The organism is Solibacillus isronensis (assembly GCF_900168685.1).
Lineage (GTDB): Bacteria > Bacillota > Bacilli > Bacillales_A > Planococcaceae > Solibacillus > Solibacillus isronensis_A.
Window position 1 is genome coordinate 462,222 of the sequence record NZ_FVZN01000014.1, and the last position, 13,360, is coordinate 475,581.

Sequence of the window (13,360 nt, forward strand, 5' to 3'; positions counted from 1 at the left end):
GACAATCAACGAAATTTACAATAGAATGAACTATAGGAGTAATCGAAGGAGGTGCAGAAAGTTGAATCATCAAGAAATTTATGTCTCACTCGATATTGGATCTTCTTCTATAAAGGTCCTGATCGGAGAGATGAACGGTGATCAATTGCACGTAATTGGTGTAGGTCATGTGAAATCAACAGGTATAAGAAAAGGTGCAATAGTTGATATAGATGCAACTGTACAGTCCATAAAAAAAGCTGTAGATCAAGCAGAGCGAATGACTGGTATTAATATAGAGGAAGTGGTGCTTGGAGTTCCTGCAAACCAGACAGTTTTACAGCCTGTTAAAGGGGTTGTAGCGGTAAACGGTGAAGACCGGGAAATCACGGACGATGATTTAGCTAGAGTAATAGACTCTGCACAGGTAATGTCGATTCCACCAGAGCGAGAGTTAGTAAATTTGATTCCGAAACAATTTATCGTAGACAACCTAGATGAGATTAAAGACCCGCGTGGTATGATTGGCATTCGTTTAGAGATGGATGCGACAATGATTACGACATCCAAGACGCTTGTACATAATGTTTTAAGATGTGTAGAACGTGCAGGCTTGCAAATTCGCGAAATTTATCTACAACCATTAGCAGCAGGAAATTTTGCGCTGACGGAAGATGAGAAAAATCAAGGAACTGCTTATATCGATTTAGGCGGCGGATCGACAACTGTTGCGGTATTCCAAGACGGACTGCTGACAAACACAGCTGTTATCCCGGTAGGCGGAGATCATATTACGAAAGATTTATCGATCGTATTAAAAACACCGACAGAACAAGCCGAAAAAATCAAAAAGCAGTATGGACATGCCTTTTACGATGATGCTTCCGATGAACAAACGTTTGATGTTCCTGTTGTTGGTACTGATACAACAGATCAATACAGCCAACGATTCATCTCAGAAATTATCGGAGTACGTTTAGAAGAGTTATTTGAATTAGTATTGGATGAATTAGCACGTATGGGGGTACAGGATTTACCGGGTGGTGTTGTCATTTCTGGCGGAGTAGCACAGCTTGAAGGAATTGCTCAGCTGGCGCGACAAGTAATGTTAACGCGTGTTCGCATTTATACACCGGATTACATCGGTGTACGCGAACCGGCCTTTACAACGTCAGTAGGTTTAATTCGTTATGCACATGCAGAAGACGAATTTTACGGAAGAAGCGAGCCGGTACCAGCTTCTTCATATGCAGCACCTTATCCTACTCAACCAACTCCTTCTAAAAAACAATCAAATGTGCCGGAGAGAGTAGATAGCGCAAGTAAAGTAAGTGTGATTGATCGCGCGAAAAACTTATTAAACAAATTTTTCGATTAATACGAAAATGAATGACGTGAACAATTAGGAGGAGAAGAGTATGTTAGAATTTGAAACGGATGTTGAACAATTAGCCGTTATTAAAGTAATCGGCGTTGGCGGAGGCGGTAACAATGCCGTAAACCGCATGATTGAACATGGTGTACAAGGTGTAGACTTTATCGCTGTAAATACAGATGCGCAAGCTTTAAATCTGTCAAAAGCTGAATATAAACTACAAATTGGCGGTAAATTAACACGTGGACTAGGTGCAGGAGCAAACCCTGAAGTAGGAAAAAAAGCTGCTGAAGAAAGCCGCGAACAATTGGAAGAAGTATTACGTGGTGCCGATATGGTATTCGTAACTGCCGGTATGGGCGGTGGTACTGGTACGGGTGCAGCACCGGTAATTGCATCAATCGCACGTGATCTAGGTGCATTGACAGTAGGTGTTGTAACACGTCCGTTTACATTTGAAGGCCGTAAACGCCAAACTCAGGCAATCGGCGGTATTACTTCAATGAAAGAAGCAGTTGATACATTAATCGTAATTCCAAACGATAAATTACTGCAAATTGTTGATAAATCAACTCCAATGCTGGAAGCGTTCCGTGAAGCGGACAATGTATTACGTCAAGGTGTACAAGGTATTTCAGATTTAATCGCAACACCTGGTTTAATTAACTTGGACTTTGCCGATGTAAAAACAATTATGTCCGATAAAGGTTCTGCATTAATGGGTATCGGTATTGCTGCTGGTGAAAACCGTGCAGTAGAAGCTGCTAAAAAAGCAATTTCTTCTCCATTACTTGAAACATCAATCGATGGAGCAAAAGGTGTCATTATGAATATTACTGGCGGAACGAACTTAAGTTTATTTGAAGTTCAGGAAGCTGCCGATATTGTACAGCTCGCTTCAGATGAAGAAGTAAATATGATCTTCGGTTCTGTAATTAACGATAACTTAAATGATGAAATTATCGTAACGGTAATTGCAACAGGTTTCTCTGATGACTTTATTATTCAAAAGCCACAGCCTGTGCGTCCGTCAATCGGTGTTCGTCAACAAGCTGCAACAAGCACAAATCAACCGCAACAACAGCAGCCTGTACGTCAGCAAGATCCGGTGCAGCAAGAAGCGCCACGTCAAACACAACAAACAAACTATCAGCAAGACGATGCATTGGATATTCCGACATTTTTACGCAATCGTCGCAATCGCTAATTAATATAAACTTTCATAATATGAAAAACGATTATTTACATTTATATGTGAATAATCGTTTTTTTTTTAGTTTAAGAGTTGTTATGAAAAGTAGCTTGCCTATGCATGTATAGGCAAGGAAAAGTAGATAGACTGATTCCCGACATCACATTAACACCTCCCCCTTTGCCCCTATGATTCTTTAACTTTCCTACTACCAACTTTTTGTCGATTGGATTTGAATGTCGTAACAATATGTCATACGATTCTTCCAAATTTATGCAACAGTTAGACAAAATACTCTGAGGGTGTTTGATAATCTTATTTACAGGAGGACAATACATGTATGCAGAGTGGATTCTTTTAATGAATTTTTTAATGAATCTCGTACTACTAAAATTTACCGCAACCATAACATATACCATCATTCCAATTTGGAGATTACTATTAGGGGCCTTTTGTAGTGCGCTGATCGCTGTGTTATTTATGGGAAACATATTTATGTTGCTTGTAAGTTTCATCGTACTATTAGGCATTGCCTTTTCATTTAAATGGAAAATATTTTACGAGCAAGGGAAGTGGATTGTTGTCGCTACTTTGCTCGCAGGTGGATTAATAACAGCGTTACAACCATTTTTGCTTGCATCTCCATTTTTCGTTTATATTTTTTTATGTTTCGGCATAGTATGTATTAGTTTGACAGTGATGAAACAAGGCTGGTTTCAAAAACTGCAGAATGTTGCACAAAGTCGGTATGTAACGACAAGCAAAGTAGAACTGTTTGAACAGCAAATGGAGCTCGTAACATATATCGATACCGGAAATGAATGCACTGAACCTTTAAGTCAGGCACCGGTCCATTTTATTTCGTTTAAATCAGTTCAATCGATGTTACCGGATGAATTTAGTGAATGCCTGCTCAAATGGAATGAGCAGGAGCCTTACTCACTGACAATGTTTTCAAAGGAAATACAGAAAAGAATACGTATAGTTCCTATTACAACGGTTCAAAAAGGCACATTACTCGTACCGGCCTTTCGTGCCACAATTGTCATTCAGAACAAGACGTATCCAAATCACTATGTTGTATTTACGAAAAATGATGCGCGCTTTCCGCAAAATGCACAAATGATTGCACATGTGTTTGTCCTAACGAATTCATAAGGGAGGATCGATATTGCTTAAAAAAATTCAATCGATAATTTTAAACATACTAAGCTACTTTAGAAGAAAAAAAGGGACATACTATATAGGGGGACATGATTCATTGCCTATTCCATTAACTAGAGAAGAAGAAGTTGTCGTAGTCGAAGCATTTATGAATGGTGACTTGCATGCCAGAGATATGTTAATTGAAAGAAATTTACGATTAGTCGTTTATATTGCAAGACGTTTTGATAATACGAGCACGCCGATTGAGGATTTAATCAGCATCGGTTCCATTGGCCTTATTAAAGCGATTGAAACATTTAATTTGGACAAAAACATTAAATTAGCGACGTATGCATCGCGCTGTATCGAAAATGAAATATTGATGCATTTACGAAAGACGAGCCGCATGAAAGGCGAAGTTTCCTTTGATGAACCGTTAAATGCGGATGCAGATGGTAATGAACTACTACTTTCAGATATATTAGGGACAGAAGAGCATATTATAACACTTGACGTAGAACGTAAAATTGAGCGTCAGCATATGTTTAATGCCATTAATCAGCTGACACCTCGTGAAAAATATATTATGGAATGTCGTTTTGGCCTAAATGGTAAAGAAGAAATGACGCAAAAGGAAGTTGCGGACCATTTAGGTATTTCACAATCTTATATTTCAAGGTTGGAGAAAAAAATTATTATGGACTTACGTGAATTCTTGAACGAACCAATTGCATAAGATGGTTAAATTTGGCGCGCATAGCGATGACCATTTCGGACAAAATGATTGAAAAGACAAAAGACAATCTAGTTCGGAAGGTGAAGTTGGATGCGTACAAAAGTGGAATTATGTGGTGTGGATACATCTACATTACCAGTACTGAAGCCAGATGAAATGAAAGATTTATTTATACGATTACAGCAAGGAGAATGGATTGTTCGTGAGCAGCTAGTTTTCTGCAATTTACGATTAGTGCTCAGCATTGTCGGCCGTTATGCCTATCGTGGCGAACAGGCAGATGATTTATTCCAAGTAGGATGTATTGGTTTATTAAAAGCGATTGATAATTTTGATTTAAAGCATAATGTTCGATTTTCAACATATGCTGTACCGATGATTATGGGAGAAATCCGCAGACACCTGCGCGATCATCATGCACTGCGTGTGTCTCGTTCATTGCGCGATATTGCGTATAAAGCGATGAAAGCAAAGGAACAATTTATTGCGGAACATTTAACAGAACCCACAATCGAGCAATTGGCACAGGCAATTGAGATGAAAAAAGAAGATGTATTGTTTGCTCTTGATGCGATTCAAGACCCGATGTCACTGCAGGAACCGATTTATTCCGATGGTGGCGATGCAATCTTTATGATTGACCAAATTAAAGATAAAGTGACAGAAGAGCATTGGGTCGGCTCGATTTCATTGCAAGAAAGTATGAAAAAGCTAAATAGCAGACAAAAAATGATTATAGAAAAGCGCTTTTTCCTAGGAGAAACTCAAACGGAAATTGCCCAATCTTTAGGTATTTCACAAGCGCAAATATCAAGATTGGAAAAGAGTGCGGTAGAATTGATGAAGCGGGATTTCCGTTAAATAGATAGAAATTCTGAGGGACTGTCCAACACGTAGGGCTGTCCCTTTCATCATAATTTCACGATGTTTGAATACTTATAATGAGGTAAAAATAAATTAATGATACAGAGAGGATGGAGGAATGCGATTTTCATCCGTTCAGGAAAAGGAAATCATTGAGGCAACAAGCGGAAAGTTTATCGGTTATATTGTTGATGCGGAAGTGGACGAAAAAGAAGGTGCCATTACGGCATTTATAATTTCCCCTCCGAAAAAGTTTTACCATTTATTTCAAGGGGAAGAGTTAGTTAAGAAAATTCTCTTTAGTAATATACTCACAGTCGGAAAAGATGTCATCTTAGTGAAATCACCGGATGAATAGTTCACGCTATTCATTGAAAATTAAACTAGCACTTGATACAATGAGAGAAACTATTGTTGTAAAGTTGGGAAAAAAGTGACGAAAATCATAGAAAACTTAAAACAGATTCAACATCAAATAGAAATTGCAAAACAACGTGTCAATGCCGAACAGGTAGTCCAGATTATTGCTGTGACGAAAGAAGTAGATGTCAACCGGACAGAAGAGGCAATTGAAGCGGGTCTTGTCCATTTAGGAGAAAACCGTCCTGAAGGCTTATTAAATAAGCTGGATTCAATTGACTCAGCTGTTTCCTGGCATTATATAGGTTCATTACAGACGAGAAAAGTAAAGCAAGTAATTGATCAAATTGACTATTTACATTCTCTTGATCGATTAAGCCTGGCAGAAGAGATTGAAAAAAGAGCAACAAAACGAGTGAAATGTTTCTTGCAAGTAAATGTTTCCGGTGAAGAATCGAAACATGGCTTAACAAAAGAACAAGCACTAGCTTTTGTAAAGCAGCTTGAGCAATTTTCAAAAATTGAAGTAGTAGGTTTAATGACAATGGCTCCTTTTACTGAAGATGAAACGATGATTAGACAAGTGTTTAAACAGTTAAAACAATTGCAACAAGAAGTGTCACAATTGAACATTCCAAATGTACCTTGTACTGAATTATCGATGGGCATGTCAAATGACTACGAAATTGCAGTTGAAGAAGGGGCAACATTTGTTAGAATTGGAACAGCTCTTGTTGGCTAAGGAGGATTAATATGAGCATTAAAAATATTTTTGACAAGTTCTTTTATTTAGAAGAAATAGAAGAAGATTATGCTCCTGCCCAAACGCAAACAGTGCAAAAACAAGCACCAAAAGCAGTTCAAAATGAATCACAGCAATTTTACCAGGATTATGGACAAAAGCAGCAACCACAACTCATTCAAAACCGAATGAAGAAGGAGCGAAAAATGCAACAGCAACCACCACGTAATGAAGTCGTGATGCAAAATCATAATAATGTTGTGAGCCTTCAAGCTGCGTCTTCATCAAAGAATTCAAAGTTAGTTTTATTAGAACCACGCGTGTACGCAGAGGCGCAGGATATCGCAGAACATTTAAAAAATAAACGTGCTACCGTTGTCAATTTACAGCGCATCGACCGAGATCAAGGGAAGCGAATAATCGATTTTCTTAGCGGAACAGTGTATGCTTTAGGTGGAGATATTCAGCGTATTGGAAATGATATTTTCTTATGTACACCGGAAAATGTAGAAGTATCAGGAGAAATTTCTAATTTAACGTTCGAGTAATTAAATTTTGTGAGGTAAAAACATGATTATATTTTCAATTGTATCAACAGCATTTCTTGTTTACCGTTTTATGCTGATTGGATACATATTAATGTCTTGGGTTCCGGCACTGCAAGAATCGGCTGTGGGTCGTTTCCTGGAAACAGTATGTGAACCGTATTTAGGATTCTTCCGCAAATTTATTCCACCGATTGGCATGATTGATATTTCACCAATTGTCGGTTTATTTGCGTTAGTATTTATCGAGCGAGGCGTCTATGGCGTCCTAGCATTTTTCTTATAATCTAATTGAACTCCTGCCATTGTAGGAGTTTTCTTTATTTCCGGTTGTTTCACGGAAATCGGAATGAAGGGTAACAATCAATAGGAAAAGGGTTTTAAATTGGCTGAATGCCCTATACATAAAATAAAAGTTTAATTTAATCAGAAAGTGGAAAAATTAGTAACACAGTTTAAAAGAAAGTAGGAATTATGATGGAGCATTTAATCCAACATTTTCGTAAAGATGAACAACCTTTCATTGAGCAAGTTATTGGATGGCAGCGTGAAGTAGAAGATCGCTATGCTCCAAAATTGACCGATTTTTTAGATCCGAGACAGCGTTTTATCGTAGAGTCCATCGTTCAGCAATCAGATGATCTCCGTGTATTCACAAAAGGGATTTTTGAAGAAGCGGAGCGTAAACGAATGCTGATTGCCCCTTCGTATTACGAGCCGGCAGAAACCGATTTTCAAATTGCTGTGTACTCACTGAATTACCCGACAAAATTTGTACAGCTGCGCCATCCTGATGTTTTAGGTGCCTTATTATCAATCGGGCTTGATCGCAGCAAGTTTGGGGATATTAGACTTGCCGATAATACGGTCCAATTTGCAATCGCATCGGAAATTGCGGATTACGTGCGTGCGCATTTAACGAGTATCGGTAAAGTAAAAGTAAGCGCTGAGGAAATGGATGCAACTACACCGTATATCCAAAACGAGGAACAATGGGTCGAAAGCTCGCATACGGTTTCTTCGATGCGTCTTGATGTGGTTTTAGCAACAATCGTTAATATCTCCCGTCAAAAATCACAAAGCCTGATCAATGCCGGAAAAGTAAAAGTTAACTGGACTGTAAGGGAAGCTGTGGCTTTCGAATTGCAGGAAGGCGACATTATTTCAGCACGAGGATATGGACGGTTAAAAGTCATCCTGACAGAAGGACGGACAAAAAAAGATAAGATTCGATTACAAGTAGGACGTTTAGAGCAAAAAGTATAATTTTCAACTGTTTTTTAGGAAAACATGATGTTATTCCCTAAAGAAACGTTTATAATACTTGTAAGAATGTACGTAAAAAAGGAGAGTAGAACGATATGCCATTATCACCTCTTGATATACATAATAAGGAGTTTACACGTGGATTCCGTGGATATGCAGAAGACGAAGTAAATGAATTTTTAGATCAGATTATAAAAGATTATGAGATTGTTTTACGCGAGAAAAAAGAGCTCGAAGAAAAGATTAAGATGATGTCGGAACAAATGAATCATTACAATTCATTGGAAGACACATTACAGAAATCAATTGTTGTTGCTCAAGAGGCAGCTGGCGAAGTTCGTCGCAATTCCGAAAAAGAAGCAAAGCTCATCGTTAAAGAAGCTGAAAAGAATGCTGACCGTATTGTAAATGACGCACTGGCAAAAGCGAGAAAAGTGACGATCGAGATTGACGAATTGAAAAAACAGTCAAAAGTATTCCGCAACAGATTTAAAATGTTAGTGGAAGCACAACTTGATTTACTGAATACAGGCGATTGGGATCAATTACTGGAATATGACGTAGACTTAACGGAAATTCAAGAAAACAATCGTAAAGAAATCAATGAAGAGAACCAAAATGACGAAAATGCCGTGTATTAGTCAACGGTACTTGACATTTTATACAGCCTTTTCATATACTGAAAAATAATGAATAGGATGCACTTGCATCAGGCTTTGACGGAGACAGTAAATTTAACATTGTGGTTTAGCGATTCGAGGACGGTGGGAGCTCGAACAAAGCAAGTTAAATCGAAAATCACTCCTGAGCTAAATAACTGAAATTCGAGTAAGTTATTTCGTAGCACACGACGTTACAGTGTCTAATGAGGCTAATTTTATTTAGCGAATTTAGGGTGGTACCACGAGACTAATGCTCCTCGTCCCTTTTTACAGGGATGGAGGGGCTTTTTTGTTGTTAAAAAAGCTATCAATCCTTTAGAGCATTTAAAAATCATGATTCATTTAAGACACTTTCTGGTAAGCGTCTGACCCGGAATGGAAATCAACAATAATCAACACTCGATAAGATCACTAGGAGGAATTTACAATGCTAGAGTATAAAGACACATTATTAATGCCGAAAACCGACTTCCCTATGCGCGGCGGTTTACCAACAAAAGAACCGCAAGTTCAGGCACAATGGGATGAAATGGATATTAACAAATTAGTGCTGGAGCGTACAAAAGATCGTCCTCACTATTTACTGCATGATGGCCCTCCATATGCAAACGGAGACATCCATATCGGTCACGCATTAAACAAAGTTATCAAAGATATGATTAACCGCCAAAAATCAATGTCAGGTTTCCATGTTCCATATATTCCAGGTTGGGATACACACGGTTTACCAATTGAGCAGGCATTAACAAATAAAGGTGTTAAGCGTAAAGAAATGTCGGTTGCGGAATTCCGTGAACTATGTGAGAAATACGCTTATGAACAAATCGAAAACCAAAAAAGCCAATTCCGTCGCCTAGGTGTACGCGGTGACTGGGAAAATCCGTATATCACATTAAAGCCTGAATTCGAAGCACGCCAAATTGAAGTGTTCGGGAAAATGGCGGAGAAAGGCTATATTTATAAAGGCTTAAAACCAGTTTATTGGTCTCCATCTTCTGAATCTGCATTGGCAGAAGCAGAAATCGAATATAAAGATGTTGAATCGTATTCAATTTATGTAGCATTCGGCATTAAAGACAGCAAAGGCGTAGTACCGGCAGATGCTAAATTTGTTATCTGGACAACAACTCCTTGGACAATTCCGGCAAACTTAGGGATTTCGGTTAACCCTGAATTCACATATGTTGTCGTAGAAACAAACGGCAGCAAATATATTGTTGCTAAAGATTTACTGGAAAAATTGTCAACGACATTTGGCTGGGAAGATGTTCAAATTGTTCAGGAAGTACAAGGCGAACAGCTTGATATGATCGTTGCAGAACACCCAATTTACAAACGTGATTCATTAGTGATGGTTGGCGACCACGTAACTGCTGATGCAGGTACGGGATGTGTACACACAGCACCAGGTCACGGTGAAGACGACTATCAGATCGGTAAACGCTATGGTCTGGACATTTTATCACCGGTAGATAACGGTGGCTGCTATACAAATGAAGCACCTGGCTTTGAAGGATTATTCTATGAAAAAGCAAATCCGGTTGTCATTGAAAAATTAAAAGAAGAAAATGCAGTATTGCATGTTTCTAAATTTACACACTCATACCCGCATGACTGGCGTACGAAAAAACCGGTAATTTACCGTGCAACACCACAATGGTTCGCATCTGTTGAAATGTTCCGTGGTGAATTATTGGATGCTGTAACAGCGACAGAATTTACACCGGCATGGGGCGAAACACGTCTTTACAATATGATTCGCGACCGCGGTGACTGGGTAATTTCCCGTCAGCGTGCATGGGGTGTACCAATTCCGATTTTCTATGCGGAAGATGAAACACCGATCATCACACCAGAAACAATCGCGCATATCTCAAAATTATTCCGTGAACACGGTTCGAATATTTGGTTCCAGCGTGAAGCAAAAGACTTGTTACCTGAAGGCTTTACACATGAAGGCAGCCCAAACGGCAAGTTTACAAAAGAAAATGACATTATGGACGTATGGTTCGACTCAGGATCATCTCACCAAGGTGTGCTTGTAGAGCGCGGACTGAAATATCCTGCAGACCTTTATCTTGAAGGTTCTGACCAGCACCGCGGCTGGTTCAACTCATCATTAATCACGTCTGTTGCGATCAATGGGCATGCACCATATAAAGGTTTATTAACACATGGTTTCGTATTGGACGGCGAAGGACGCAAAATGTCTAAATCGCTTGGCAACACGATTGACCCGATCAAAGTGATGAACCAGTACGGCGCCGATATTATTCGTATGTGGGTAGCATCTGTTGACTATACAGGGGATGTTCGTATTTCGATGGATATGTTGAAGCAAGTTTCTGAAACATACCGTAAAGTGCGTAATACATTGCGCTTCCTGCACGGAAATGTGACAGACTTCAATGAAACGACTGACCGTGTCGCTTACGAAGAATTACGTGAAATGGATCAGTATATGTACATGCGCTTACAGGATGTTGTAAAAACAATCCGTGAAGCATATGACCGTTATGACTTCTCAACTGTATACACAACTGTGAATAACTTCGTAGCCATCGAGCTTTCTTCATTCTACTTGGATATCGCAAAAGATGTTGTGTATATTGAAGGAACTGACAACAAAAACCGTCGTGCAATGCAAACGGTTATGTATGATACATTAATGGCATTAGTTAAATTATTAACGCCAATTATTCCACATACGACTGAAGAGTTATGGAGCTACATCGAATTCGATGGCAAGCCACAATCTGTACAATTAACAGATTTCCCTGAAGTTGTAGAACAAGCAAACTTTGCAGAACTACGTACGAAATGGGTAAAAGTAATCGCAGTACGCAATGAAGTGTTAAAAGCATTGGAAGAAGCGCGTAATGCAAAAACAATCGGTAAATCTCTGGAAGCGAAAATTTCGGTTTATGCAGACAGTGAAACAGTCGAGTTATTAAATGATGCCAACATCGATTTTGCACAGCTTTCAATTGTATCTCAATTCTTCATCGCAGGCAGTAAGGAAAATGCACCTGCCAAAAGCTTAGTACTTGATAAAACAGCATTAGTTGTTGAAAAAGCAGACGGTGAAAAATGTGAGCGTTGCTGGACAATTTCAGAGACAGTCGGCGCAAGCGAAAACCATCCAACACTATGTAAACGTTGTGCGGATGTTGTAGAAAACTATTACGTATAAAAATTCGGAACGCTGTTGCCATTTTGGTAATGGCGTTCCTTTATACCTTTTTTACTTTTCCGAAAAATAAAATATTTAGGGGTTGTACATTTTGGAACAAATCGAACAAAAGCCATTAACTCCTGATACATTTATACAGGGGATAAAAGATTGTGTACCAACATTGCTAGGGTATATTAGCATCGGTCTTGCATTTGGTGTTGTAGGAATTGCATCAGGGATATCGGTATTGGAAGTATTTTTACTGTCGGTGCTTGTATATGCAGGTTCTGCCCAGTTTATATTTTGCGGATTGTATTTAGCCGGTGCCCCTGTAACAGCAGTCATAGTCACGATTTTCATCGTCAATTTACGGCACTTGCTGATGTCACTGACAATTGCACCGTACTTCACAAAGTATTCTACGCTGCGTAATATCGGTTTTGGGACATTGCTGACCGATGAAACATTCGGCGTTTCCGTTGTTGCTGCCGGAAAAGAGGGACGTCTTGGCGGGAAATGGATGGATGGGTTAAACATAACGGCCTATACAACTTGGATTGCCGCATGTACGATAGGTGGCATTATCGGGCAATGGCTGCCTGATCCGGAAAAATGGGGACTGGACTATGCTTTAGTGGCAATGTTTGTCGCGCTGCTTGTTCTGACGCTTGGGAGCATTCCAAAAGAAAAATTAATGCATTACATAAAACTGATTGTCATTATGGTCATCAGCATGTACGGGATGCTTTACTTTATGCCGGGGCACTTAGCTGTACTGTTATCGACAATGATCGTTGCAACGATTGGGGTGTTATTGGAAAAATGACAACCTCAGTAGCGATGGTTTTATTAATTTTAGGTTGTGCTTTAGTAACATGGATTCCTAGAATATTGCCGTTTATATTAGTGAAAAATATGAAGATGCCGAAAATCGTTTTGCGATGGCTTGCCTACATACCGGTTTGTATATTGTCCGCCCTTGTAATTGAAGGTTTCTTTGAGAAAGAAGAAGCAATCGTTACGGTTCAATGGCTAAACGTGATGGCATTTATTCCAACATTATTTGTTGCATTAATCACAAAAAGTTTATCAAAAACAGTAATTGCCGGTGTCGTAACAATGGCGGGACTGCGATTGATTGTCGGGTGAAGGTTACAGAGCTTGTTTAGTTAAATTTGACTGAACAAGCTTTTTTGGGTTTGATGAAATGTGGAAATTTCTTTGGGGTAAGTAGAACACTATGTATGGGGGAAGTAGGTACTTTTATTGAAAGTAGAAAGCGATGTTTATATTAGCTAATGAAGATTCTGAAGTGGAA

14 protein-coding genes and 1 other annotated feature are annotated in these 13,360 nt (G+C 39.1%); all 14 genes read left to right on the top strand.

What is annotated here, in order from left to right; translation table 11 throughout:
- Positions 1 to 61 precede the first annotated feature (61 nt).
- Entirely contained in the window at positions 62 to 1,357 is a 1,296-nt protein-coding gene (gene ftsA / locus B5473_RS10890; protein WP_079525030.1) for a cell division protein FtsA, read from the top strand.
- 40 nt (positions 1,358 to 1,397) lie between these two features.
- Positions 1,398 to 2,561 (top strand): cell division protein FtsZ, encoded by a 1,164-nt coding sequence (ftsZ, locus tag B5473_RS10895; RefSeq protein WP_079525032.1) that lies wholly within the window; start codon positions 1,398 to 1,400, stop codon positions 2,559 to 2,561.
- A gap of 321 nt (positions 2,562 to 2,882) precedes the next feature.
- A complete protein-coding gene (locus B5473_RS10900) occupies positions 2,883 to 3,704 on the top strand; it encodes a sigma-E processing peptidase SpoIIGA (protein WP_079525034.1) in 822 nt (273 codons plus the stop codon).
- A gap of 13 nt (positions 3,705 to 3,717) precedes the next feature.
- Positions 3,718 to 4,428, top strand: a complete 711-nt coding sequence (gene sigE, locus B5473_RS10905) for an RNA polymerase sporulation sigma factor SigE (RefSeq protein ID WP_079525036.1) — start codon at positions 3,718 to 3,720, stop codon at positions 4,426 to 4,428.
- Between the two features lie 90 nt (positions 4,429 to 4,518).
- The gene (gene sigG / locus B5473_RS10910) at positions 4,519 to 5,289 is read left to right on the top strand and encodes an RNA polymerase sporulation sigma factor SigG (protein WP_008403388.1); all 771 of its coding nucleotides are present in this window, start codon (positions 4,519 to 4,521) and stop codon (positions 5,287 to 5,289) included.
- Between the two features lie 121 nt (positions 5,290 to 5,410).
- Positions 5,411 to 5,650: a PRC-barrel domain-containing protein gene (locus B5473_RS10915; RefSeq protein WP_079525038.1), complete on the top strand. Its 240-nt coding sequence runs from the start codon at positions 5,411 to 5,413 to the stop codon at positions 5,648 to 5,650.
- A gap of 75 nt (positions 5,651 to 5,725) precedes the next feature.
- Positions 5,726 to 6,394: a YggS family pyridoxal phosphate-dependent enzyme gene (locus B5473_RS10920; protein ID WP_079525040.1), complete on the top strand. Its 669-nt coding sequence runs from the start codon at positions 5,726 to 5,728 to the stop codon at positions 6,392 to 6,394.
- A gap of 11 nt (positions 6,395 to 6,405) precedes the next feature.
- Complete coding sequence (locus B5473_RS10925) at positions 6,406 to 6,942, top strand: cell division protein SepF (RefSeq protein ID WP_079525042.1); 537 nt, start codon at positions 6,406 to 6,408, stop codon at positions 6,940 to 6,942.
- A 22-nt stretch (positions 6,943 to 6,964) separates the two neighbouring features.
- Positions 6,965 to 7,225: a YggT family protein gene (locus tag B5473_RS10930; RefSeq protein ID WP_079525044.1), complete on the top strand. Its 261-nt coding sequence runs from the start codon at positions 6,965 to 6,967 to the stop codon at positions 7,223 to 7,225.
- Between the two features lie 191 nt (positions 7,226 to 7,416).
- Entirely contained in the window at positions 7,417 to 8,205 is a 789-nt protein-coding gene (locus B5473_RS10935) for a YlmH family RNA-binding protein (protein WP_079525046.1), read from the top strand.
- 95 nt (positions 8,206 to 8,300) lie between these two features.
- Entirely contained in the window at positions 8,301 to 8,846 is a 546-nt protein-coding gene (locus B5473_RS10940) for a DivIVA domain-containing protein (protein WP_079525048.1), read from the top strand.
- A 66-nt stretch (positions 8,847 to 8,912) separates the two neighbouring features.
- Positions 8,913 to 9,135: a binding site (T-box leader), on the top strand.
- 159 nt (positions 9,136 to 9,294) lie between these two features.
- Positions 9,295 to 12,060, top strand: coding sequence for an isoleucine--tRNA ligase (gene ileS, locus B5473_RS10945; RefSeq protein ID WP_079525050.1), 2,766 nt, complete (start codon positions 9,295 to 9,297; stop codon positions 12,058 to 12,060).
- Positions 12,061 to 12,151: 91 nt separating this feature from the next.
- Positions 12,152 to 12,868 (top strand): AzlC family ABC transporter permease, encoded by a 717-nt coding sequence (locus B5473_RS10950; protein WP_079525052.1) that lies wholly within the window; start codon positions 12,152 to 12,154, stop codon positions 12,866 to 12,868.
- Entirely contained in the window at positions 12,865 to 13,191 is a 327-nt protein-coding gene (locus B5473_RS10955; protein WP_079525054.1) for an AzlD domain-containing protein, read from the top strand. The genes B5473_RS10950 and B5473_RS10955 overlap by 4 nt, the downstream gene beginning before the upstream one ends.
- Positions 13,192 to 13,360: the final 169 nt, after the last annotated feature.

Excerpts from the sequence above, each read along its gene's own strand:
- B5473_RS10930 (WP_079525044.1), top strand. The coding sequence starts at position 6,965 with ATGATTATATTTTCAATTGTATCAACAGCATTTCTTGTTTACCGTTTT.
- B5473_RS10900 (WP_079525034.1), top strand. The coding sequence starts at position 2,883 with ATGTATGCAGAGTGGATTCTTTTAATGAATTTTTTAATGAATCTCGTA.
- B5473_RS10915 (WP_079525038.1), top strand. The coding sequence starts at position 5,411 with ATGCGATTTTCATCCGTTCAGGAAAAGGAAATCATTGAGGCAACAAGC.
- B5473_RS10955 (WP_079525054.1), top strand. The coding sequence starts at position 12,865 with ATGACAACCTCAGTAGCGATGGTTTTATTAATTTTAGGTTGTGCTTTA.
- B5473_RS10940 (WP_079525048.1), top strand. The coding sequence starts at position 8,301 with ATGCCATTATCACCTCTTGATATACATAATAAGGAGTTTACACGTGGA.
- ftsZ (WP_079525032.1), top strand. The coding sequence starts at position 1,398 with ATGTTAGAATTTGAAACGGATGTTGAACAATTAGCCGTTATTAAAGTA.
- B5473_RS10925 (WP_079525042.1), top strand. The coding sequence starts at position 6,406 with ATGAGCATTAAAAATATTTTTGACAAGTTCTTTTATTTAGAAGAAATA.
- B5473_RS10935 (WP_079525046.1), top strand. The coding sequence starts at position 7,417 with ATGGAGCATTTAATCCAACATTTTCGTAAAGATGAACAACCTTTCATT.
- ileS (WP_079525050.1), top strand. The coding sequence starts at position 9,295 with ATGCTAGAGTATAAAGACACATTATTAATGCCGAAAACCGACTTCCCT.
- sigG (WP_008403388.1), top strand. The coding sequence starts at position 4,519 with ATGCGTACAAAAGTGGAATTATGTGGTGTGGATACATCTACATTACCA.